Genomic DNA, 23,085 nt, shown 5'->3' with positions numbered 1-23,085 from the left:
ATGAGAATCAGGACAGCGGTCTGGCGCCGGTATGCCGGAGCCGGGCTGGGTTTGATCAGCCTGGCATTTTCAGCTTGCAAAACAGCACCACCCGGCAAGCCGTTAGGTGCGACCTATGCGGAGCTGGGTAAGGCTGAGATCTGGAAAATACCGGCTAGAAGTGAAGCCCAGACGGTCGGGCTGAAGGCAGGGGATGTGATCATTGGCTACAATGATGAGCCGGTTCAGGATGTCAATGAGTATTTTCATCTGGAAAGGGAGGCGGTGACCGCGGGTTCTGGTGAAAAGGTCCGGCTGACCGTGCTCCGGGATGACCAGGAGCTCAGCTTTGAAGCCCGGCGGACACCGCTCGGTTTTCTGCCGAAGTCAAGAATGTATGGTGCCAGTATGGCAAAGGCGCTGGATGATATTATCCAGCACTATGGCCAGCCCGGGATGTATGACTGGCTGGCAGCGCTTTCCGGGGAGTCGTTTGCCGTGATGCTGGAGGAGAATAACCCTTATTCCTGGGGAACGGACGGTCTGGCAGAAAATTATCTTAACACCGTTGAACAGTTTACCGGTCTTTCACTCCGGCTCCGTTACAGCCGGGAAAGTGAGGAGGTAGATTCTGCTGCTCCGGATCCGGGATTACTGGTGGTCCGGAAACTGCTGGCTCAGAACCGGGATCTGGTTGTTTTGGGAAAATGGGGGGATCAGCCAGCACTCCTCTGGGGCATTCCGGTCCGGATTAATCCGGCGGACTCAACAGTTCTGGGCTGGACTCTGGACTATGGCACCGAGCAGGTACTGACCGGCGAGATTGTCTCGGTTTATGAGGCCAGTTTCCGGGGTCCGGTAACGCCGGAGCCGGCAGATATGCTTTCCAGTGTGCTTGAGCAGGCGCTGGAGCTCGGACTGCGCTCCAGTGACCGCGGGTGGCATTCCGGGCTGGAAGCGTATGATATTGTGCTGAAACAGCTGGAGCAGTTTCCTGTTGTGCCGGAGGGAATTGATGCCGGTAATGACTGCTTTTACCGTCTGGTCTGGCGTCTGATTGCAAAAAAGGAAAGCGCCAACCGTTTTCTCAGCGAGATGAAGCAGGTTCTGCCCGAACAGGCGGATCTGATTGAGGAGGTTCTGGGAAGAAACCGGGCGATCATCGGTAAACTGGAAGGGGTGATGGCAGCAAACCTCCGGCTGGATTCGCCGGCAAATCAGCAGAAGGCGGCCCGGGTCATTGCTGAAATTCAGGAGATTGAAAACGACCTGCTCGGGCTTTATGAGGAGCTGATTGGCGAACTCTGATCAGGGTCCCTCATCATAGATATCGTCGTAGCCCTCTGCCCAGTCATGAAGCCAGTTCTGCTGGCGCAGCAGGTCCGGGTCAAGGGGACTGTTGAACAGGGCAATGCAGTATTTTCCGGACCAGGCGATCTCGTTATTTCTGATCGTCGGACTTGAGGTCCGCACCACCACTTCGGCAGTTGCACCGCCGCCCCCGCCGAAAAACAGCTGACAGTGGTCAATAGTGGTTCCTGAGCCGGTCAGAGGAGCAAACTCCAGTGCCCGCCAGGAGCCGGGAGTAGCTGTATCACCGGTTAACCGGATTGAATCCGGAATTCCGATGGCAATCAGCCTGCCCGGACCCAGTTCCCCAATCCGCAGTCCGCAGTTGCGGGTAAACTGCAGTTCCACGCCGGGATTGAGAAACAGCGCCGGTGCGAACGGAGAGCCGACATCAACGCTGCCGGTCAGCCGGTATGGCGTCTGGTGATTCTGCCAGACCGCATCCTGAGTAATGACACCTCCGACAACCTCAATATAATTTCTGCCATTCCCGTTCAGCCGGTTGCCCGCACCCATGGTGCTGACAAACTGGGCTTCAATATGAACTGGAAATGAGGCACAGCTGCTGATGGTATTGTTCTCAAACTGCTCAAATCCGGTGCCGATAAGGTAGATTCCGGCGCTGGCGCTCGCCAGCAGTTCGGTTCCGAGGAGGGTGATCGGTGCGTAGCAGATCAGCGCGGCAACACCATTTCTACCCGCATTTTCAATCCGGCAGTCCTTGAACTGGCACTGCCCGGCTATGCTCCAGTTCCAGAACTCAATTCCTCCCCAGAAATTGCGGTCAATTCCGGCAAAGACGATTTCACCGCTGCTGCCGTCTGCCACCAGACCGCCAGCTCTGCCGACGCCGATCCGAAGCCGGGCAGAATCGGTGAAAAGCAGAGAGCAGCCCGGGCTGATGAAAACCACCGGTGCCGAGTCGCCGGCGATGGTGATGGTGCCGGTAACAAGATACGGGACATCCGGATTGGGCAGGTTAAGGGTGCGTTCGATTGCGCCCGGTGTGATGGTTATCCGGTCCAGCCGGTTACCGGTAAAACGGTTGCCGGTGCCGAGCGTGCCTGCTGCCTGCGGGCTGAGCACCAGCGGTGCGCCATCACAGCCGGTCACCGTATTATTCCGGAAGCTGCTGAACCCGGTTCCGGAAACGACGAGCCCGTTGCCGGCACTGCGGCGGAAGACACTGTTTTCAATGCTGATCCGGCTGCTGTTGACTGCCAGTAATGCGCCATTACTGCCGCCAAACTCAAATATGCAGTTGTTCAGAATACAGCTGCCCGCTTCGGCATGAGGGTTGAACTCAATCCGGTTCCAGCAATTCAGACTGTCGCTGGCGGTGAACCGGACCGGCCGGGAAGTGGTGCCTTCTGCCCGCAGTCCGGCCGGGGCGAAAGAGCCGACCGTAATCGTGGCGCCAGGACCGAGCCGGATTTCGGCGCCGGCCTCAATCGTCAGCTGTGCCTCAACCCGCAAGGTTCCCAGCACATAATGGGGACTGGCATCAGCCCGCCACAGCTCATCTCGGGTGATCGTTCCGGAATGATAGCTGCCGGGCAGGGGGAAGCTGAGGAACTCGACCGGCGGAGAGCTGTCGCAGTTGCCGGCACGGTCGTAGGCGATTGCCAGCAGCGTGTGCACTGTTCCTGCCGGATAACTGCCGCCGTCAAACACAAATTCAAACAGGGTGTCTCTGCCCAGTGAATCGGCAGTGACCAGCGAGTCGTCAACGGTCAGCTGTACCAGCCGGATCTGCTGGTTGTCGTTTGCCACGACCAGAATGGTATCAGCACCGGCGAGCGTGTCGCCTTCCTGCGGAAAGACAATCCGGACCCGGGGCGGGGTTATATCCGGTTGCGGGCAGCCGGCAAGCAGCAGTCCGGCAGCAAGGAGCCAGACCCGCCTTACCATATCTTGCCGAAGGAGTCAAAAACCCAGTTTCCCGCCTCCTGCCGGAGATAGAACTCCAGGCTGCGGTAGCGCCGGAGTGCGGCTCTGCCGGCAGGGGAAACCGGATAGAAGTCCACCACCGCCAGTGCGAGCGTGCCAAAGATCCGGAGCTGGCCCAGCTGGAGAAAGTAGGGGATGGTGCGGGGCAGACGGGTTCGGGGGTCAAGCTCGGCGCTCAGCCAGCGAACCGGCCGGGAGCGGAGGAAGGAGAGTGATTCCGGAGGAAAGAGGGGCTGGAGGATGTAGAGCGTATCAGGCAGGTTCAGGCGCTGAACCCGGATCCGCTTCAGACTCTCATAGCTGAGCGCCTGCTCAAGCGCGGCCAGTGCCAGCTGGCGCATTGCCGGTGTGTCCCGGGAGCCGAACTGGAAGGTCGGGTTCAGGATGTTGGAGATCCAGACAAGCTGCCAGCCGGAGTCGGAAAAGAGCCAGTTCTGATACAGATAGTCGTTTTCCTCCTCACCGGCAAAGCGGAGATAGGTGGAGACATGGGCGCCCCGGCCCCGGGTGTCAACCACCTGCGGCTGGATCCGGTTGATGCGCCGGTTCTGATGCCAGACCCGGACCGCGGAGTCAAAGCGGGCAAACGGGATTTCCCGGCGGAATGCGGGCACAAACAGCCGGTAGATGGTCCGGCTGTCACCGTTGACCAGGGCATTGCACACCTGCTGCACTTTGAGTTCAAGCTGATATTCCGGTTTGGGTTCGGTTGCCCAGACTGCGGTCAGGGCAAGGAGGAGGGGATAAATTTTCAGCAACGGGCCCGACCAGATTTGAACTGGCGATCTTCGCCGTGACAGGGCGACGTGTTAACCAGGCTACACTACGGGCCCGATGTTTAATGATAATAAATTTACCCCTGATTGTCAAATAGGTTTAACAAGGTTTGTTTGACTGCTGCCCGGCGCACAATATAATTGACTGAAGCAAACTGGAGGCAAATTTGGACCGGGAAACAGCCTGGAATCTGATTAACAGTTCGGTGAAGAATCAGAACCTGATCAAGCACATGCTCGCCACCGAAGCCTGTCTGCGGGCGCTGGCACACCGGCTGGGTCAGGATGAGGAGAAATGGGGGCTTGCCGGTCTGGTCCATGACCTGGATTATGAGCAGACCAAGGACGACCCGGCAAGCCACGGCATGGTTGCCGCCCAGCTCCTGGCAAATCACAATGTTGATCCCGAGGTGGTGCAGGCGGTCAAGGCGCACTCGGGCAATGTCGAGCCGGTCTCACTGCTGGATAAGGCGATCGTTGCCACCGATCCGGTAACCGGTCTGATCGTTGCGGCGGCGCTGATGCACCCGACCAAGAAACTGGCGAATGTGGACACCGAATTTGTCCTGCGCCGGTTCAAGGATAAGCGGTTTGCTGCGGGTGCGAACCGGGAGCAGATCCAGCGCTGCAGCGAGCTGGGGCTGTCCCTTGAGGAGTTTGTCACCATCTGTCTCGGGGCGATGCGCTGCATCGCCGGTCAGCTCGGGCTGTAATCATGTCTGGTAATCCGCTCACCTTTCAGGAGCTGATCCTCAGACTTCAGCAGTACTGGGCGGAGCAGGGCTGTGCGGTCCTTTCGCCCTACAACTCCGAGGTCGGTGCCGGCACCTTCAATCCGGCAACCTTCCTGCGGGTCCTGGACTCCAGACCCTGGAATGTGGTCTACTGCGAGCCCTCCAAAAGACCCCGGGATGGCAGATATGCCCAGAATCCGCTCCGGGTCCAGCAGTTCTGGCAGCTGCAGGTGATTTTGAAGCCGGCGCCCGCCGATGTCCAGGACCGTTATCTGAAAAGCCTGGTGGCGATCGGGATTGACCTGAAGAAGAATGACATCCGCTTCACCGAGGATGACTGGGAGTCCCCGACGCTCGGTGCCTGGGGTCTGGGCTGGCAGGTAGAGCTGAACGGAATTGAGATCACCCAGTTCACCTACTTCCAGCAGTGCGGTTCAATTGACCTGAAGGTGATCCCGGTGGAGCTGACCTACGGGCTGGAGCGGATTGCGATGTTCATCCAGAATGTCAACTCCATCTTTGCTGTCCGCTGGAACGAAAGTCTGACCTGGGGCGATGTCTACCGGCAGAATGAGGAGGAGTTCTCCCGCTACAACTTTGAGGAGGCGGATGTGGAGCTGCACCGGTATCTGTTCGACCGGTATGAGCAGGAGGCACAGCGGCTGCTGAAACTGGGGCTGGTCTATCCCGGCTATGACTGTGTGATCAAGTGCTCCCACTTCTTCAACATGCTTGAAGCCCGGGGTGCGATCAGCGTCACCGAGCGCCAGAACTACATCGCCCGGGTCCGCCGGCTCGCCCGTCAGGCAGCGCTCGCCTATCTTGCCAAGGCTGAGCCCGAGCCGGGGAAATAGCTAACCACACCGTTTAAATCTTTTAAAATATTTGCCCCAGCCAGAGATTTTCCCGATAAAAAATGGTGTCGGGAGCAGGGAAACAAGGGGGTATTTTGGTGGGTTGGGAAGGAGGGATACCTGCTCCCGACAAAACTCCAGATTTTAAATTATTCCGGTATGAGCATCAGCTCATCGTTTTCCACCCCGATTGTAATTTTTTCCGGTCTCTTCTCGAGAATCAGCCTTGCCAGCTGATTCTCAATGCGTTTCTGGATCACCCGTTTCAACGGCCTTGCCCCAAATTCCGGGTCATAGCCTTCCCGTGCGAGCAAATCCTCGACGCCCGGATTAATTATAACCTCAATTCCCTGTTCTGTCAACTGATTTTTCAGCCTTGCGAGCTGGAGGTCAACAATCTGGCGGATATGCTCCCGGCTCAGCGGTTCAAAGATGATGATCTCATCAACCCGGTTCAGGAACTCAGGCCGGAAGTGCCGGCGCAGCAGGCTGAGCAGTTCATCCTGGTCAAATCTGCCCGCCCGCGCCATTTCGGTGCCGAGGTTGGAGGTCATGATTACCACCGTATTCCGGAAGTCCACGACCCGGCCATGGCCGTCGGTCAGTCTGCCGTCATCGAGAATCTGGAGCAGGATGTTGAACACATCCGGATGCGCCTTCTCAATCTCATCCAGCAGGATCACCCGGTAAGGCCGGCGCCGGACCGCCTCGGTCAGCTGTCCGCCCTCCTCATAACCGACATAGCCCGGTGGTGCACCGATCAGCCGGGAGACGGTATGCTTTTCCATATACTCGGACATGTCCAGGCGGACCATCGCCTCCTCACTGTCAAACAGCACCTGCGCCAGCGTGCGGGCAAGTTCGGTCTTGCCGACACCGGTCGGTCCGAGGAAGATGAAGGAGCCGATCGGTTTCTTGCGCTCGGCAATGCCGGCACGGGCACGCCGGATCGCATTGGCAACCGCCTCGACCGCCCGGTTCTGATTCACCACCCGCTTGTGAATCTCCTCCTCCAGGCGCAAAAGCTTCTCCCGCTCCGACTCGAGCAGGTTCTTCACCGGGATCCCGGTCCATTTGGACACCACCTCGGCGATGTCCTCTTCAGTCACCTCCTCGCGCAGCAGCCGGTGGTTTCTGCCCTGTTTATCAAGCTCCCCGAGCTCCTTTTTCAGCTGGAGCAGTTTTCCGTACTCCAGCTCGGCGGCCCGGTTCAGGTCATACTTCCGCTTGGCGGTCTCAATCTCATGCTGGACCCGCTCAATCTCCTCCTTGAGCTGACGCCGACGCTCCACCACCTTGCGCTCCGACTCCCACTGGGCGGTCAGCCGTGCCTGCTCCTCCTTGAGACTGGCGATCTCCCTTTCAATCTCCTCCAGCCGCTGCTGGGACGCCTCATCCACCTCCCGCTTCAGCGAGAGCTTCTCCATCTCCAGCTGGAGGATTCTGCGGTCCAGGTCATCGAGCTCCACCGGCTTGGAGGTGATCTCCATCTTCAGCTTTGCCGCCGCCTCATCCACCAGGTCAATCGCCTTGTCCGGCAGATACCGGTCCGAGATGTAGCGGTTGGAAAGCACCGCGGCAGCGACCAGCGCCGCATCGGCAATCCGCACCCCGTGATGGACCTCATACCGCTCCTTCAGCCCGCGCAGGATCGAGATCGTCTCCTCAACGCTCGGCTGGTCAACATAGACCGGCTGGAACCGGCGCTCGAGCGCCTTGTCCTTCTCGATGTACTCCCGGTACTCATCGAGGGTGGTGGCGCCGATGCAGCGGAGTTCACCCCGCGCCAGCATCGGCTTTAGGAGATTACCGGCATCGATCGCCCCTTCCGCCTTGCCGGCGCCGACGATCAGATGGAGCTCATCAATGAACAGGATAATCCTGCCGTCCGAGGCGGCAACCTCCTTCAAGACCGCCTTGAGCCGGCTCTCAAACTCGCCCCGGTACTTGGTGCCGGCGATCAGGGCGCCGAGGTCCAGGGCGATCAGCCGCCGGTCCTTCAGACTCTCGGGCACATCACCCTTGACAATCCGCTGTGCCAGCCCCTCGACGATGGCGGTCTTGCCGACACCCGCTTCACCGATCAGCACCGGATTGTTCTTGGTGCGCCGGGAAAGGACCTGCATCACCCGCCGGATCTCATCATCCCGGCCGATCACCGGATCGAGCTTCCCCTCGCGGGCAAGCCGGGTCAGGTCCCGGCCAAACTTCTCCAGCGGCTGATAACGGTCCTCAGCACCCGGATCGGTCACCCGCTGGGTCCCGCGCAGCTCCCGCAGCACCGAAAGCACCCGGTTCTTCTCGACTCCGAAGGTCTGGAAGATCCGGGCAACCGCACCGTCGCGGAGTGCCAGCAGTCCGAGCAGGAGATGCTCGGTGGAGATGAACTCATCCTTAAACCGCCGTGCCTCCTCCTCAGCCGCAGTTAAAACCTGCTGGGCACGGGAGGAGAGATACACCTGACCGCCACCCGAAACCCTGGGCCGGTCGCGCAGAGCGGTCTCGGTATGCTGGCGGATATGCTCGGGCCTGGTGCCGAGCTTCTCCAGAATCTGGGGCACCAGCCCTTCATCCTGTGTTACCAGTGCCAGAAGGATATGCTCGGCATCCAGCTCCTGATGGCCCAGCCGCTGTGCCAGCGACTGTGCCTCATAAAGCGCACCCTGCGCCTTTTCGGTAAACTTATCAATGTTCATATTCAATTATTTAGACCACTTTCAGAACCGGTTCGGTGCAGGTGCCGGTCCTGGACCGGAGGTCAGATCCCCCGCTTTATCCTGCGGCTATCTGCAGGGCAAACCGGCTGGGGCGGGCTTTATAACGGTGATGTGGGGTGGGGTTTATAATGCAGTGATTATTCTGTCCGGTTATTTTTTATCCCGGGTAGTGATGGTGAAATATTGCTATTGATTATTCGGAAACGGTGCGTGACTTATATGTAAATCAATGATATAGCAGCGAATTATTTCTGGAAAATTAAAATATCTTCCACCCCTATTTTCCCCTTGTCTGCCTTTGATAGGCCATGTTCAATTACATCAATCAGTTTGAATCCAACCGATTTTCCTAAATCTCCCAATATAGGGGATGTTTCTATGATTTTTTCTTTTCCATTTATTACCCAGGAGTGGCACTTACTCACTACCATCAAGTAATATTTATCTTTTTTAAGAACTCTGTAGCATTCCTCAAATGAGAGCTTCATCATTTTAAGATAATTTTGGACCACCTCGGCTTTTTGTATTCTTCGGGATGTTCGCAATAAGTCTATAAGTCTTAAACTAGATTCTGGTAAAGAAACAGATGAGTACTTTTCATTTACAAAAAGAGGGAGGGTTTCATATTCATTTTCATCACGATATTTTGCTTCGTAAAATTTCTTGGTTGATTCCCACTTCAGATCTTCTTCCAAGCCCAATATCAATATAGAAATTCTATTATTTCCAATGTAATCTAATGCATCAAAGTATGGGGGGGAGGTTAAAAGTCCGTCGATAGTTTCACTTTTTATCATTGACATATTTGTTGCATCACCTTTAATGATTTTTACCTTCGCTTTGTTTAAATTCACATTCAACATTTGGGCCATTTTTTGAGTTGCATACAGAACCAAGTATCTATCCTCTACATATGATTTAAATGAAGCAATTATATCCCAAGAGCGATTTTTTTCAGAATACTCAACAACCTGCTGACTTAGAAGAATCAGTAGCAACCGCCTGATTTCGCTTTCTTTAATTTTCTCAATTTCTTCTTTAAGCATTAATATGTTATTAAGATGAGGTGCTATTCTTTTCAAAACAGTACTGTTATCCGTATTTTTAAGCATCTCCCTCAATAACATAGACTTGGTTTTAACATTGCCTTCCGAAAGCCCGGCTTGGATTGATTCAAATAACCTAATTATTGCTTCTCTTAATTGATTAAGATTAATCCCAAGTGTGCATTTTGTCTCGGCTATCATTCTGCCTATGTTTAATATTTCAATCCCGATAGCGTTGATTCCCATTGTCGGGGCATCAGCGATAAAGGCACCTGAGCCTACAAAAGGGTCAAGTATTGTATCGCCCTCTTTAACTTTCAGAAGATTTATCAGGGCCCTTGATATTCTTGGATCACCCTTTCCCTTATACTTGTGAAGGTAATGCAGAAAAGGTTTGCGGAGATCTGTAGATGCCCAATCTACAAAATCACCTATATGATTTTTCCCAAGTCCCAAATGGGGTGAGCGGTAATATCCCTCCTTTAGATGTTTGATCAGTTCATTTAGCCCTTTTTCAATTCCAGATTCTTTTTCTGCAAAATAGTTTTCCCAATTTTCGCTATTTTGAGGTCTAAACACACAGGCAGGCAGTTTTTTTACTTCAGTAGCATATTCAAAGAGTGTCTGGAATGGTAAGAACCTTACTGTTATTAATTTGTTATCGGCCTCATTTAAATCCTGTAAAAAAATTTGAGTCCAGGGGTTCGGATCTGCTCTTGTGCCAGTTAATAATTTTCTTTCAACTTTTATGCCGAGCTTTTCTAATAGTTCTTGGGGATTTGTGGATTCAAAAATTACATAAATTTCTCTAAAGAATGTGGCTCTTTTAACGACATCCGCTAGGTTTATTAACGGCATTTCCGCCAGAAATCCCTGTCCAGCACCAAGATAAACTAACCTCGTAATTAAATGAATTACGGTTTCGTCAAGCAGGTTAAATGGTTTTTCCCTAAAAAGCGAGGCTAAGGTTTTAATAAATTCGGTCTTCGTTCCCAAAAGGGCGTCTATCTCTCTTTGGGCAAAATAAATTTCATCAGGGTCCCTCAAATCAAATTTTACTTTTGCTAGTACAAATACCATGTCTTTATTTGACAATTTCATCGCTGGCTGCCTCCAAAATTTTTTTATAATAAGCAATATAAGGAATTTTTTCCTCTTTCTTTATAGTAGCGAGAAATTCACCCGGACTGAGGTCGCGCTTCGAACCAAATTCCCTTCGTAATAAATCTTCATATATTCTCTTTGCATAACGTGAAATATGGACTATCATATTTCTTATGTGCTTCATTTGTTTCAATGCATCGTTTATATTGGCTTTTTCTTTAAGGGCTTCAACAAATGGAGAGCCGTTTTCAAAAAAAATTTTGGCTTTTTCTGTTACTAAATCCACGCTTAACCAGTCAGGATAACGAGCACCGCCTTTTATAATATCATAAGCATTTTCCTCGTCTCGGGGGTTCACATAGCGATTTGGAGAATAGCCTTTATCGGTTTTCTCGCCGAGCATATAAAGAATGAAAGTTCGTTCCAAAAACCATTCCCATGCCAGATACATTTTTAGGAATGAAAGCTCATACACTGAGCTGACTACGTTTTTGGGTAATTGGGGGTTAATTCCATTTACCGTCCTTAAAATTTCAAAACTATTTTCCATTTGGTCCTGTAAATTAATTTTACATCTATTGAGCTCAGAAGGCATATCATAAATATTTATTAATGAAATTAAGTAGAAAATTATGGCGCCTTTTCCGGATATCTTTTATTGTTGTATGCCGAGTGTAATCCTCCTTGAATTTTTTAATATCATCTGGTATTTCCATGGACTTGCTATTATCATATTCACCTAAAATTGATTCTAGATCTTCCAGAGCGTTCTTTATTTTCGGATAACTGGATGTGCCTATTCTCTTTTGATTCTCTGAATTTGGCAGACCGTATATCAAATCATAGACTAGGCAATAAAGGGAATAGAACAAGGGAATACCGTGAAAGCGAGAATCAGGAAGACGATCCCCATAAATGTTATCTATTGCGGTTATGCATTCTCTAAATCTATTCTTAATATTTACCCCTTGATCGAATTCATCATCATATTTTCTGTAATATATTTCTATTTCCTTCTGTTTCTTCCCTTTTATTCCGTCCAAACTTGCAATAACCAGTTCGGAGACAAGCTCCACATCTCCCATACGGACAATTTTATTATCTGATAAGATTTTCCTTTCGATCCAGAAGGTGTAATGCTCGTGTGCCAAATCGTGGACCAGCTGCTTGAATCTTCCAAAGTATTTGGCGTTTAAAAGTTCTGTTTTATTTAAAGGCACAGTGTAGCTGTTTAGCCTTGCAAAAATCCCCAAAATGTCCCTATCGTCCATTGTTTGGACGATGTTAACAGTTATCTGATATGTCAGAAATTCACGTTGAATGTCTTCCGGCAACTGGCTAAAATATATTCCTCCAATCTCTTCATTATGAGTTTTTAATATTTTGAATCCGTCGTTTAAAAAATCTAATATCGCAGACAGCCGCTGCTGACCGTCGATCACCTCTCTCGTAGTTTTGCGCGTAGCCAAGTCAATTTTCTCTCTAATGAAAACAGGTGGCATGGGGAGGCCTCTTACAATTGTATCCAGGAGGTAAGATTTTGCTTTTTCGGACCATACTCGTCTCCTTTGAAATTTCGGGGATAATTCCAGTCCGCCTTGTCGTGCCCACGCTAAAAAATCATTTATTGAGTATTCGGTGGGTCTAAAAATAATTTTCATTTTGAGCCTCCATATCAAACAATTCACACGGTTTTATTTTAAATTGTAATTTTGTTGGGTCAGGAGTTCCGCCTTTCCTTTGCATTGTAATCCTTCCGATATACAAACTTCCTTTGGGGGAGAGTTCTACTTCACCCGAACCGAAGAAATTCATCGCGGTGTTAATATCCTTTAATGTCCAGGTAGTAGTATCATCAATTATGTTATATCTTGTAACAAGCATCCAATTTGCTGATAACCCGCCCCTCCCTTTTAAAATATCCGAAACAACAAGAATTCTATTTTCCCTAAAAAAATTTATTATCTTGTCCTGCAAGGTTTGCGGTAGTTCATCAAGAAACAACCTTCTTTTGTCCCTTAATTTCTTATTTCCCGTAATGTCAGGGTAAGAATTTGGAGCTATTTCACCTGTAAATAACTTTAAACCTAAGGCAACATCATCGTCGAATCCCCAGATTTCTTTATAAGAGTCAACCGATCTTTTATCTACTTGATTGTAGTCAGCATCGGAGTTAGCTTTCTTTAACGATAGGTTTTCTATTTTTACAATTCTGCCGATTGTAATTATAACCCTTATTTGTGCATCCGCTTTCTTGAACTTCATCAGGTTTTCAAAAGACTCTTTAAATCCCAACTTTTCAGCCCCCTCTTTTTTTATACGAGTGGGTATTAAAATCGCCTCTACGGAATCAATCGTCCTTATATCATATCCCATAATTTTAAGCCACGTTTGCGCTTCAGGATCAGTTTTCCAATTATTGAACTTTTTGCAAATTTCCCTTTCGTTTGCAAATCCACCTTTGGCAGTGCGGGAACCTATTTCGAAATTACTCATTTTCAGTTAGCTTATTTGCTGCGGAATTCATTGCTTTTGCAAGGAGAGTGTTCTTGTGAATTTGCAATTCGCTCCACAATGGAACTGGGGGCTTGTGGTTTCAATGTACAATACATCTGTTCATAGGCATTATTAGTAGTACCGTGCTTTTGTCAAGTTTTTCTTTCGGCTGGCGGTTTAATATGAGTTAAAGCCTTGGCTGGTTGTATTGTGGTCCATTTAAATTTTAGACTCCCTCTGGGCGCCAGATTCCACAGCCATTTTTGCGGGGGTGCGGATTTTTCTGTAAATTTATTTTTTACAATGTGATAGCGAGTTGTACCCCGGAAAACCCTGGTCTGGGGGCAGTTCCCCCGACCGTGGTGGCAGGGGCGGGTGGTTTGGGGTTAAGCGGTGCGGATTTTGTGGGTTGGGGTGGCTTGGGTGGTTGGGGTGGTGGCGGTCTCTGGTTAAAAATGTAAGAGTGTGGCGGAATTGGGGAGGAATATGAGTTTTTGGTTCTGATGCTGGAGGGTTGTGGGGATGGTGGCAGGGGTTGACAGGGGCTTTCTGCCGGCTATTTTTTGCGGTATGAAGTTTTTCCGGGGCAGAGCTGTTGCCGGAAAAAGGAAAGGAGGTCGTTTGTGAGCTGGCTGAATCAGCTGAAGTCGGCTGCCGATGAGGTGTTCTCGGTGCTGGGGTCAGGCTACCGGGAGTCGGTTTATGAGGAGGCGCTGGCGCATGAGCTGCGGCTGCGCGGGATCGCCTATGAGCGGCAGCGGAATTTTGAGATTCTTTACAAGGGTTACAAGGTTTCCGAGGGCAGGGTGGATCTGATTCTCAATCCGCTCTGGGCCGGGGTTTCCAAGGCGGAGGCGGTCGTGGAGCTGAAGGCGGTGAAGCGGATTGGTGAGGCGCATATCCGGCAGGCGCAGGTTTATATGGCATCGCTCGGAATCCGGCAGGGGGTGGTGCTGAGTTTTGGCGACAGTGTGCTGGTTGAGGAGGTGGCGCCACCAAAGGAGCGGGTGGAGCGGAAGGTGGTGGAACCGAAGCCGGGCAGGGGGGCAAAGGTGAGCGCCGGACTGCTGACCCGGTGTGCAAAGGCGGTTTTTGAATATTTCGGTTCGGAGTTTATCTACCGGGAGGGAACCGAGAAGCTGTTTCCGGCAGCGATCGGGGTGGAGCTGCGGCTTGCCGGGGTGCGGTTTGCATCGGCTAATTATCAGCTGCTTTACAAGTGCCATCCGGTGGATGAGGTCGGGTTTGATTTTGTGTTTGACAGCAGTCAGGTGGCACAGGTGGTTTTTTACCGGGATGAGGCGGAGCGAGCAGAGCAGGTCATGGAGTTTGCCGGGCTGGTGCGCCATTTCGGTCTGAAGCGGGGGTATCTGGTGGCGATTCCGTCAGGGACTGAGGGCAAGGTCAGGGTTGTCCCGGTCAGTTAGCCGGGCTGTTTGTTCGATGGTTGACCGGGCTGAAATTTATGGATAGAGGAGGAGATATGAAAAAGAGCTGGCGGGTGTTGATTTTTCTGTTTCTGCTCATCGGTGCCGGACCGGTCTGTTCCCCAAAGGAGGAGGAGTTACCTCCACCGGTCGTCTCCGGTCCGTCAGTCTGGTATACTAACAGTTTCTTTTTTATCAGTCTGACCGGAGGCAGAGCCGAGGGCCGGCGGTTGAGTTATCAGGTAATGGTGGACAGTAATGCACCGGAGAGTTGGACCGCCTATTTTGGGGATGTCGAGACGGTCCATTATTATCTCTGCTTCACCACCACCGGTGTTCATTCGGTCCGGGCGCGGGTGCGGAACATCCAGGGTCTGGAGTCGCGCTGGTCAGCACCGTATCAGGTTACCATTGTCCAGAGCCCGCCGGTGCCGGAGAGTCTTTCCGGACCGGACTCCGGAGTGGCGGGCTATGAGTACCGGTTCCGGGTGCGTGCGGTGGATGCGGACGGGGATTCGGTGGCGGTGCGGTTTGACTGGGGTGATGGCACCGTTTCAGCCTGGAGCAATTATGACAGTTCGGGCGCATATTTCGGCTTAACCCATGTATTTCAGGATACCGGGATCTACTTTATCCGGGCGCAGGCGCGTGATATCCATGGCGATACGAGCGGATGGTCGGCAGAGACACTGCGGTTTGATGTCTGCCGGCGGTGGGTAACGGTGCTGAATGAGGGGTTTGAGCAGGGGTTTCCGGGCCCGGGCTGGCAGGTGCGGGGTGACCCGACCTGGGATACGACCGGTTACCGGCAGTATTCAGGCAGGTTCAGTATCTGGTGTGCCGGTTCCAGCCGCGAGCCGCCTCAGGGCTATCCATCGCAGCTGGGAGCATTTGCCATCTACGGTCCGTTTTCCCTTGCCGATGCGGACAGTGCCCGGGTTGAGTTCCGGCACTGGACTGATTCGGAATACGGCCATGACATGCTGTTCTGGTTTGTGATGTTAGACAGCGTCACTTATTATGTCTGTGGTCAGGCGGGCGGTAATATCCGTTCCTGGGAGCGGGTGGAGTTGGATCTGACTCAGGTGCCGGGTGTGGGCAGTGTCTGCGGCCGGGAGCGGGTCTGGCTGGGCTGGGTGTTTAACAGTGATCTCAGCACTGAGTATGAGGGGGCATATCTGGATGAGATTGTGATCAGAAAGTGTGTCTACCGCCAGGAGTAGAAAAAAGAACCGCCCCGCAGGGGGCGGTTCCTGACCGAGCCGAGAAAAGGAGGCACCTTATCTTTGCGGGCAGCAGTTCGGCTCTTTCGGTCCGAATTGGTTCTCTTCCATGCAGCGGTGCCGGCGCATCATCCTTCTGCCCATGCCCATTCCCGGTCCCATTTCCATGCCGAACATGTGGCGCATCTGCTTGCGCTGCTGAGGGGTGAGGAGCTGGGCGATCTCCAGCCGGTGGTTGACGCGTGCCAGTTCCAGTTTGTTGCGCAGTTCGCTGAGCTCTTTGACCTTGGCGATGATCGCCTTGGAGTCCAGTTTATCTGCCTCCCAGAGTGTCTGGAGTTCCAGCTCCCTGATTCTGATTTCGGTTTCCAGCGGCAAAATCTCCTTGAGGTGTTTGATGCGCAGACTCTGGAGCTGTTCGCGCTGGGCATCAGTGAGCTGGGGCATTTCCGATGCCATCATCGGCATCATCGGCATCGGCTGCTGGGGTGCGTTCTGGTCCTGAGCAGAAAGCGGAGCAATGGTCAGTATCAGCCCGGTGATGAGCAGGCTGAAGGTTATTTTGTGACTTCTTTTCATTTTTTCCTCCGTTTACGGTTTATCTTCGACGAATTTTTTCTCTCCAGGGTTTTGGTCCCGGCGGTGGCGGTACCGGACCTTCCATCATCCGGCACCAGCCGCGGCGCAGCCGTTCCCGGTGTTCGGGCGGGAGAATCATCCCGGTCTGTCTGCCGGTTTCATACACGAGCCGGTTCATCTGCTGGTGAATTTCACCGATGGTTTTCAGGGTGCGTTCCACTTCGGCACTTTCCGGGTTTTCCTCCAGCGCCAGCCGGGCAAGCCGGTTGCGGGCGCGCCAGTATTCCAGGCGCAGGGAGTCCATCTGGAGATGATAGGCGTCAAGGAGCGGTTCGATCCGCTGCGGGGCGAGCTGTTTGATCTGGCGGAGGAGCCGGACCCGCCGGTTGAGCCGGCGCAGCCGGAGCCAGGCGAGACTGCCGAGGGCGGCAAGGTTGATCGCCAGCGACACCGCCAGCAGGATGTAGAGCCAGCGGGTTTTCATCATCTGCCTCCGTTTCCGGGTGTAAACAGTTCCTCAATTGAGGGCTCGGCGTTGAGCGCCGCCAGTTCGGAGCCGGTGCCTGAACCTCCTGCCAGCGTTGAGCCGAGGAGGATGCCCAGTCCGATACCGGCAAGAATCAGAAGTGAGACCGCAGTCTGCCAGACGAGTTTCGGCAGAACGGGTGCGGGTTTGAGGGTGCGGATGCGGGCAAGGGTGCGGGCGGTGAAATAGGGCGAAATTTCGGGCACGGTTGCCGACTGGAGCAGTCGGTGATCTGACTGGAGCAGTTCATACTCCTGCCGGCACCCGGCACACTCTGCGAGATGACGGATTACCGCCTCCTGCCCTGGTCCGGACAGTTCGTTGTCCAGGAACCGGGACAGGAGTTTGCGCACCTTTGAGCATTTCATATACTTCATTTGATTAGACCCCGGTGGTCGGTCTTTTCCTGCGGTGTTTTCACAAAAGCCCCCTTTGCCGGGCAGGTTCAAGCAGGGTCCTGAGCCGGGCACGGGCACGGACTAAAAGGGAGTCCACCGCCCGCACCGATCTGCCCATAACCCGGGCAATTTCATTGTAACTTAAATTTTCATAAACCTTTAGCACCAGCGCGGTCCGCTGGTCAGCAGGGAGCTGGAGCAGTGCCTGCTGAATCAGCTCTTCCTGCTGGCGCCGGTGATAGTCGGTCTGCGGTTCAGTTGCCGGCTCCGCAGGCTGGAGTTCACTCAGTTCTTCGGTGGGGCGGGTCCGGGTTTTGAAGTTCAGGGTGAGGTTGATGGCGATCCGGTAGAGCCAGGTTTTAAAACTGCTTTCGTGTTTGAAACCGGCAAGCTTCTGCCAGGCACGGACAAACGCCTGCTGGGCAAGTTCTTCAGCATCACTCTGATTGCTGACCATCCGGTAGATAAAGGCGTGAAGTCCCTGCTGGTGACGCCGGACCAGCTGTTCAAATGCGTTCAGGTCGCCTTGCTGTGCCTGCCGAACCAGCTGTTCATCGCTCAGTTGTGAATCCGGCACCAGTTATACAATTAGACCCGGCAGAGGGCTGATCACTGCGGTGCTCCGGCAACTTTCAGCAGTTCGGCGAGAAGCCGTTCTTCCGGGAGTGCACCCTCAATCTGGTGCAGACCGTTGATCACCGTTTTCGGCACCGCACTGACCTGATAATAGTTTGCCAGCACCGGAAACTCCTGGGCGTCAATTGCCGTGGCGGTGATGTTTTCATTTTCCATGGCAAACCGGTGTGCCAGACCCGCCATCATCGGACAGTAGGGGCAGGTTAGGGTGACAAAGACCTCAATCTTGACCGGACTGGTGATCGTTTTCAGTTTTTCCCGGGTCTCGGGTTTGAGCCCGCTGTCTCTTCTGCCCGCAATCTGGAGCGCATTGAGCAGGGTGGTGAACTCGTAGCCGGCCGGGATGCCGTAGAACCGGATGCCGTAGTCCTTTTCCCCTTCAAGCACCAGCGCCGGCACCCGTTCGATCCGGTATTTCTCCACAGTTTCTTTGTCCTGCTGGAAGTCGTGGACTGAAAGGACGATTTTATCTGAAAGTCCGGCAAGCTCCTCAGCCAGCTGGCGGTTTTCCCGGCAGAACTGACACTCCATCTCCTGAGTGAAGACGAGGATTTTTACCGGGTTGGGCAGTTTGTTAAGTATCTGCTGTGCCTGAATCTTAACCGCATCGTTAAGCAGTGACATAAGCCTCCTTTATTATATTAGACTGGCAGATCACCGGTTCTGGGTTCCGGGGTTCAGCCGGATCAGCCGGCGGACTGCGGTGCCGTTTTCAGTGGTGAGTAGAAGGATGTAGGTGCCGGTGGGCAGTGGTCTGCCGGAGTTGGCGGTCAGATCCCACACAAGCTGGTGCGGACCCGCGGGCTGGAGCCGGTTGACCAGGGTCCTGACCTTCTGTCCGGCAGAATTGTAAACCGCAAGCCGGACCCGGGAGGTGCGGGGCAGGTGATAGCTGATTACTGTCTGAACCCGGGAATGGGAGGGTTGAACTGAAAGCAGGGGCAGAGGTGCGGGTTGAGAAGGAGCCGGGCTTCGGACACCGGTCATAAGCCGGTAGTTGACTGTCTGGTAATTGAGCTGTGCCTGAGTGGCGCCGGTCCGGGTGCGGAGCTGGAGCCAGCTGTATTCGTTCGGGGTCGGGATTTCGGTCCCGGGCACAAAATCCTGCCATGGGGTCCACTTGATTACGCCGGCGTCGTCGAACCGGGCAATCCCGGTGCCGGAGTCCGGACCGGCACTGGTGAGCCAGAGATCAAAGAAGCCGGCATTTGCCAGCGGGGTAGTGGAGCCTGTTTCAAACCGCCAGTCAAATGTGCCCGAAAACCGGGTGGCAAGGCTGCAGGTCTGGACCGGTAGACCGGCGCTGCGGCTGGAGTAGAGGTTGAGCCTGATATTTGCCGGACCGGCGTTTTCACCCCTGAGCCAGGAGTAGACGGTCAGATCACCGGAGTCAGGAGGCAGGGGATAACGCTCCTCAAGGTTGGTGATGATGGTGCCGGTACCGGCGGTGCGGCGCTGGGCAAGGGAACGGCTGCCGCGGCGCGCAAGCGGGTCATAGAACTCATCGGGTTGATTCAGCAGCCACATCGTCGCCCCCTCATTTTCCATGTTGCCGAACCAGACCAGGTCCCGGCCGAGCCGGAACTGCCAGTCTGCTGCCGGGCTGATGCTGACGAGCCGGCTGATATCAGCATTTGCGTCCAGGTGCCGGGGCGGGGAGACAAACCAGCCGGAATCGGGCAGGATGAAAGCTGAGTCGGTGACATCCTGGTACTGACGGCAGAGGCGAAGGGTGTCCAGGATGACGGTGGCAAGCACCGATTCCGGATTGACAATTACATATGTTCCCAGTTCCCGGGAAAGCGCGGCGAGGTGGCGCAGGATCGCAATCCCCAGCTCACCGGTTGCGGGTGTGGGCAGGTAGTCGTCAATGAAGACCGGGATGAGGCGAAAGTGCCGGAACCCCTGTTCATCAAGCCGGGTATGGAGAATTACGGTGGGATAGGTCTCCGGATACTCCTGGTCAAAGGCGAAGTTGCCGAGCGAATGGGCGATTACCTTTCCCTGATAAACCTCGATTCCCTGGAGGATGTGGGGATGGTGGCAGATGATCAGGTCTGCGCCATTTTCAATGATGCGGTGACGCAGGGCACGGCCATGGTCTGATGGTCTTTCTGCCCGGGGTGAGAACCATTCATCATCCGCCTTGAAACCGGGTGTCTCCTGATACTCCTCCCCCGTATGGAGCTGGACGATGACGAAGTCCGCAACCGTGCGGGTGCGGGCAAGCGTCTGAAAGATCCGCCAGCTGTCCTGCTCGGCAAATCCGGGTTTGTTGTAGCCGGCGTTGAGAAAGGGCTGGTAGTTGTCATACTGGCCGGTCCGGTCACTGAAGGCAAGGAAGCCGAGGCTTGTGCCGGATTTGACAATGAAGGCAGGCTGAAATGCCTGATAGATGTCCTCACCGGCACCACAGTTGCTGATGCCACAGGAGTCCAGAACCTGACAGGTCTGAATCAGCCCTTCCCGACCGTAGTCGAGGATGTGGTTGTTTGCCAGTGAGACGAGGTCAATGCCGGCATAGACAAGACCCCGGACATTGGATGGCCGGCCGCGGAAGACGATCGGTTTGGTCGGATGGGGTGTGCCGCGGTCCGTGAGCGGACATTCAAGATTGGCAACGGTGAGGTCGGCGCTGTCCGCCAGCAGGTGCCGGACCCGGGTAAAAACACCCTCGGGTCCGAGTGTATCAATGATGCCGCCGGGCTGTTCATATCTGCGGGCAAGCATGATGTCACCGGTGAAGTTCAGTTTCAGGGGAAGGCTGGACGGTCCGGTTTCAATCCGGACGCGGGTGGTATCCCGTGCCCATCTGCCGGTGGAGTCGCTGACCTGACAGAGCACGGTAAACAGGTGATCGTCGCGGACATTGTAGGTGTGCAGAGGACAGGAGTCCTGACTGGTGGAGTCGTCGCCAAAGGACCAGAAGTAGAAGTGATGGCGGGAGTCGGGGTCGGTCACCCGGGAATAAAACTGAACCGTGACGCTCCAGGTGCCGTCGCGATTTTTGATCCCGGACCGGATTTCATGCCAGATTTCCAGCTCCGGCGGGACCGGCAGGTCGGCAGTGATGTTCAGGATGTCATCAAAGAGCACACTGCCGGTGCGGCTGCTGTCGTGGTCATTGACAAATACCAGACCGCTGACCGGTGCAAGCCGGCCGAACCGGGCAAGCCAGTCTTCGCCCACGGGGAGCAGATACACATTCCAGGTTCGGACCGGAAACGCGCCCTGATAAACGGTGATCCAGCGGCTGGGGTCAACCTTTTCCCGGCCGGCAAACGCATAAAGCAGGGTTTCGCCTTCACCGATCAGACCGAAGCCCTGGATTTCGCCGACCGCCTCAATAAAGGCGGCAACCGAGAGCACCGTGCTTGTGTCAAGGGTAAAGGGGATAACCGGCTCAATCTTCCAGGTGTTGCCGAGCAGTTTCAGGCTGAAGTGCGAGCTCTGATGGGTACTGGTGGAATCCAGGAGCCAGAGGTCGGGGTCCTGGTCCTCGCCGGGAAATGAGTAAAGTTCAACTGTGCCCGATTCAAAGTTTTCAACCGTATCGGCACAGGCAGGCGGGCTGACAGTTACCAGCAGAAAAAGAAGCAGTCCGTTCATGATCAGTCCGCCAAGTTTAATTCTATCCGGCTGGGGGTGCGGGTCAAACTTCAGTTGCCGGCTCCAGCCCGATTTGACAGTTTTGCTGTGCCGGTTATGATTGAGAAAACCGTTTTCAGCCTGAAAGGAGCAGAAAAAATGAGAAGAATTGTTGAATGTGTTCCCAATTTCAGCGAGGGCCGGCGGCCTGAGGTTGTTGAACAGATTGTCAGCAGTATCAGGTCGGTGACCGGGGTGACGCTGCTGGACCAGGAGATGAATGCGGACCACAACCGGGCGGTGATCAGCTTTGTCGGCGAGCCGGAGGCGGTGCTGGAGGCGGCGTTCAGGGCGGCAAAGACCGCAGCGGAACTGATTGATTTGACAAAACATCAGGGTGAGCATCCGCGGATCGGTGCCACCGATGTGATTCCGTTTGTGCCGATTTCCGGAGTGACACAGGCGGAGTGCATTGAGCTGGCAAAGCGGCTGGGCAAGCGGATTGCGGATGAACTGGGAATACCGGTTTACCTCTATGAACTGGCGGCGACCAGGCCGGACCGGCAGGACCTGGCAAACATCCGGCAGGGTGAGTTTGAGGGGTTGCGGGAGGCGATTAAGACTGATCCGGACCGGGCACCGGACTTCGGCCGGCCCGAACTGCATCCGACCGCCGGTGCGACCGTGGTCGGAGTGCGGGCGCCGCTGATTGCCTATAATATCAACCTCTCCACGCCGGATGTGAAGATTGCCGAGAAGATCGCCAAGGCGATCCGGTTCCGCTCGGGCGGGTTCCGGTATGTCAAGGCGCTGGGGTTTGAACTCAAGGAGAAGAACTGCGCCCAGGTGTCGATCAACATGACCGATTATACCAAGACACCGCTTTACCGGGTGTTTGAAACGGTGAAGCGGGAGGCACAGCGTTACGGGGTGAATGTGGTGGAGTCGGAAATTGTCGGACTGGTGCCGCAGGCGGCGCTCGTGGACTGCGCGAAGTTTTATCTCCAGTTGAATGAGTTCAAGAAGGAGCAGATTCTGGAAAACCGGCTGGTGCCGGCTCAGGGTCTGCCTGACTTTCTGAGTGAGCTGGCATCTTCGGCGCCGGTACCGGGGGGCGGGACCGCAGCGGCGCTCAATGGTGCGATCGGCACCGCGCTGTTCACAATGGTGGCAAATCTGACGATCGGCAAGAAGGGTTATGAGGAGTTTGAGGAGGAGCTGAAAGCGGTGAGGGACCGGCTGATTCCGCTGCGCGAGCGGTTTATCAGTCTGATGGATGAGGATGCCGAGTCGTTCAAGGCGGTGATGCAGGCATACAAGCTGCCGAAGATGACTGAGGCGGAACGACAGGAGCGGGAGCGGGCGGTGAGTGAGGCGCTGAAGCGGGCTGCCGAGGTGCCCTTGCGGACGATGAAGCTGGCGCTGGAGGTGCTGAAGCTGGCAAAACCGGTCGTGGAATACGGTAACAAGAATTCAATCAGTGATGCCGGAGTAGCAACGCTTAATCTTGATGCCGCCTTCCGGGGTGCCAGGCTCAATGTGCTGATCAATCTCGGCGGTATCAGAGACCGGGATTTTGTTGCCGGCATCCAGGAGACACTGGATGAGCTGTCTTCAGAGCTGGAAGGGCTGGTTAAGGGTTACCTGGATACGGTTGCCAGAAGGATGAGTTAACCGGTTATCCGGCGAAAGGCGGTCGTTA

19 protein-coding genes and 1 tRNA gene are annotated in these 23,085 nt (G+C 54.2%); 6 read left to right on the top strand and 14 right to left on the bottom strand.

From position 1 onward, the window contains the following. Positions 1 to 1,287, top strand: a complete 1,287-nt coding sequence (locus tag ABIK48_07270; GenBank protein MEO0021953.1) for a PDZ domain-containing protein — start codon at positions 1 to 3, stop codon at positions 1,285 to 1,287. Here ABIK48_07270 and ABIK48_07265 read toward each other — a convergent pair whose 3' ends face one another. From ABIK48_07265 to ABIK48_07255, 3 genes are all read right to left on the bottom strand, one after another. Continuing rightward, entirely contained in the window at positions 1,288 to 3,240 is a 1,953-nt protein-coding gene (locus ABIK48_07265; protein ID MEO0021952.1) for a right-handed parallel beta-helix repeat-containing protein, read from the bottom strand. Continuing rightward, on the bottom strand, positions 3,234 to 4,037 hold the full coding sequence (locus ABIK48_07260; GenBank protein MEO0021951.1) for a hypothetical protein: 804 nt from the start codon (positions 4,035 to 4,037) through the stop codon (positions 3,234 to 3,236). The genes ABIK48_07265 and ABIK48_07260 overlap by 7 nt, the downstream gene beginning before the upstream one ends. Beyond that, positions 4,038 to 4,112 (bottom strand) — tRNA-Asp (locus tag ABIK48_07255). Between the two features lie 110 nt (positions 4,113 to 4,222). Here ABIK48_07255 and ABIK48_07250 point away from each other — a divergent pair. Beyond that, entirely contained in the window at positions 4,223 to 4,768 is a 546-nt protein-coding gene (locus tag ABIK48_07250; GenBank protein ID MEO0021950.1) for an HDIG domain-containing metalloprotein, read from the top strand. A 2-nt stretch (positions 4,769 to 4,770) separates the two neighbouring features. Further along, positions 4,771 to 5,643 (top strand): glycine--tRNA ligase subunit alpha, encoded by an 873-nt coding sequence (locus ABIK48_07245; protein MEO0021949.1) that lies wholly within the window; start codon positions 4,771 to 4,773, stop codon positions 5,641 to 5,643. Between the two features lie 149 nt (positions 5,644 to 5,792). On the opposite strand, the gene clpB is transcribed toward ABIK48_07245, so the two are convergent. The 5 genes from clpB to ABIK48_07220 form a co-directional block, all read right to left on the bottom strand. Then, positions 5,793 to 8,339: an ATP-dependent chaperone ClpB gene (gene clpB, locus ABIK48_07240; GenBank protein MEO0021948.1), complete on the bottom strand. Its 2,547-nt coding sequence runs from the start codon at positions 8,337 to 8,339 to the stop codon at positions 5,793 to 5,795. Between the two features lie 266 nt (positions 8,340 to 8,605). After that, positions 8,606 to 10,507: a hypothetical protein gene (locus tag ABIK48_07235; GenBank protein ID MEO0021947.1), complete on the bottom strand. Its 1,902-nt coding sequence runs from the start codon at positions 10,505 to 10,507 to the stop codon at positions 8,606 to 8,608. Further along, positions 10,491 to 11,060 carry a hypothetical protein gene (locus ABIK48_07230; GenBank protein MEO0021946.1) on the bottom strand — a complete coding sequence of 190 codons (570 nt, stop codon included), beginning with the start codon at positions 11,058 to 11,060 and terminating at the stop codon, positions 10,491 to 10,493. The genes ABIK48_07235 and ABIK48_07230 overlap by 17 nt, the downstream gene beginning before the upstream one ends. A 46-nt stretch (positions 11,061 to 11,106) precedes the next feature. After that, on the bottom strand, positions 11,107 to 12,171 hold the full coding sequence (locus ABIK48_07225) for a DUF262 domain-containing protein (protein ID MEO0021945.1): 1,065 nt from the start codon (positions 12,169 to 12,171) through the stop codon (positions 11,107 to 11,109). Continuing rightward, entirely contained in the window at positions 12,155 to 13,006 is an 852-nt protein-coding gene (locus ABIK48_07220; GenBank protein ID MEO0021944.1) for a type II restriction endonuclease, read from the bottom strand. The genes ABIK48_07225 and ABIK48_07220 overlap by 17 nt, the downstream gene beginning before the upstream one ends. 623 nt (positions 13,007 to 13,629) lie before the next feature. Here ABIK48_07220 and ABIK48_07215 point away from each other — a divergent pair. Continuing rightward, positions 13,630 to 14,433 carry a GxxExxY protein gene (locus ABIK48_07215; protein MEO0021943.1) on the top strand — a complete coding sequence of 268 codons (804 nt, stop codon included), beginning with the start codon at positions 13,630 to 13,632 and terminating at the stop codon, positions 14,431 to 14,433. 56 nt (positions 14,434 to 14,489) lie between these two features. Beyond that, complete coding sequence (locus ABIK48_07210) at positions 14,490 to 15,656, top strand: hypothetical protein (protein ID MEO0021942.1); 1,167 nt, start codon at positions 14,490 to 14,492, stop codon at positions 15,654 to 15,656. A 57-nt stretch (positions 15,657 to 15,713) separates the two neighbouring features. Here ABIK48_07210 and ABIK48_07205 read toward each other — a convergent pair whose 3' ends face one another. Genes ABIK48_07205 through ABIK48_07180 form a run of 6 tightly spaced genes read right to left on the bottom strand, consistent with a single transcriptional unit; the run spans position 15,714 to position 21,404 of the window. Next, positions 15,714 to 16,235 carry a Spy/CpxP family protein refolding chaperone gene (locus tag ABIK48_07205; GenBank protein ID MEO0021941.1) on the bottom strand — a complete coding sequence of 174 codons (522 nt, stop codon included), beginning with the start codon at positions 16,233 to 16,235 and terminating at the stop codon, positions 15,714 to 15,716. A 19-nt stretch (positions 16,236 to 16,254) separates the two neighbouring features. Continuing rightward, the gene (locus ABIK48_07200) at positions 16,255 to 16,719 is read right to left on the bottom strand and encodes a hypothetical protein (GenBank protein MEO0021940.1); all 465 of its coding nucleotides are present in this window, start codon (positions 16,717 to 16,719) and stop codon (positions 16,255 to 16,257) included. After that, on the bottom strand, positions 16,719 to 17,129 hold the full coding sequence (locus ABIK48_07195; protein ID MEO0021939.1) for an anti-sigma factor: 411 nt from the start codon (positions 17,127 to 17,129) through the stop codon (positions 16,719 to 16,721). The genes ABIK48_07200 and ABIK48_07195 overlap by 1 nt, the downstream gene beginning before the upstream one ends. 49 nt (positions 17,130 to 17,178) lie before the next feature. Then, positions 17,179 to 17,736: a sigma-70 family RNA polymerase sigma factor gene (locus ABIK48_07190; GenBank protein ID MEO0021938.1), complete on the bottom strand. Its 558-nt coding sequence runs from the start codon at positions 17,734 to 17,736 to the stop codon at positions 17,179 to 17,181. Between the two features lie 32 nt (positions 17,737 to 17,768). Further along, complete coding sequence (locus tag ABIK48_07185; protein MEO0021937.1) at positions 17,769 to 18,419, bottom strand: thioredoxin family protein; 651 nt, start codon at positions 18,417 to 18,419, stop codon at positions 17,769 to 17,771. A gap of 30 nt (positions 18,420 to 18,449) precedes the next feature. After that, positions 18,450 to 21,404 carry a CapA family protein gene (locus ABIK48_07180; GenBank protein ID MEO0021936.1) on the bottom strand — a complete coding sequence of 985 codons (2,955 nt, stop codon included), beginning with the start codon at positions 21,402 to 21,404 and terminating at the stop codon, positions 18,450 to 18,452. Between the two features lie 138 nt (positions 21,405 to 21,542). On the opposite strand from ABIK48_07180, the gene ftcD reads away from it, so the two are divergent. Continuing rightward, a complete protein-coding gene (gene ftcD, locus ABIK48_07175) occupies positions 21,543 to 23,057 on the top strand; it encodes a glutamate formimidoyltransferase (GenBank protein ID MEO0021935.1) in 1,515 nt (504 codons plus the stop codon). The last annotated feature ends 28 nt before the right edge of the window (positions 23,058 to 23,085 follow it).

The sequence above is a fragment of the candidate division WOR-3 bacterium genome (genome assembly GCA_039801085.1).
GTDB lineage: Bacteria > Hydrothermota > Tepidihabitantia > Tepidihabitantales > Tepidihabitantaceae > JAOABP01.
Note: the sequence above shows the minus strand (reverse complement) of the source record. Positions and strands in the feature narration are given on the sequence as shown.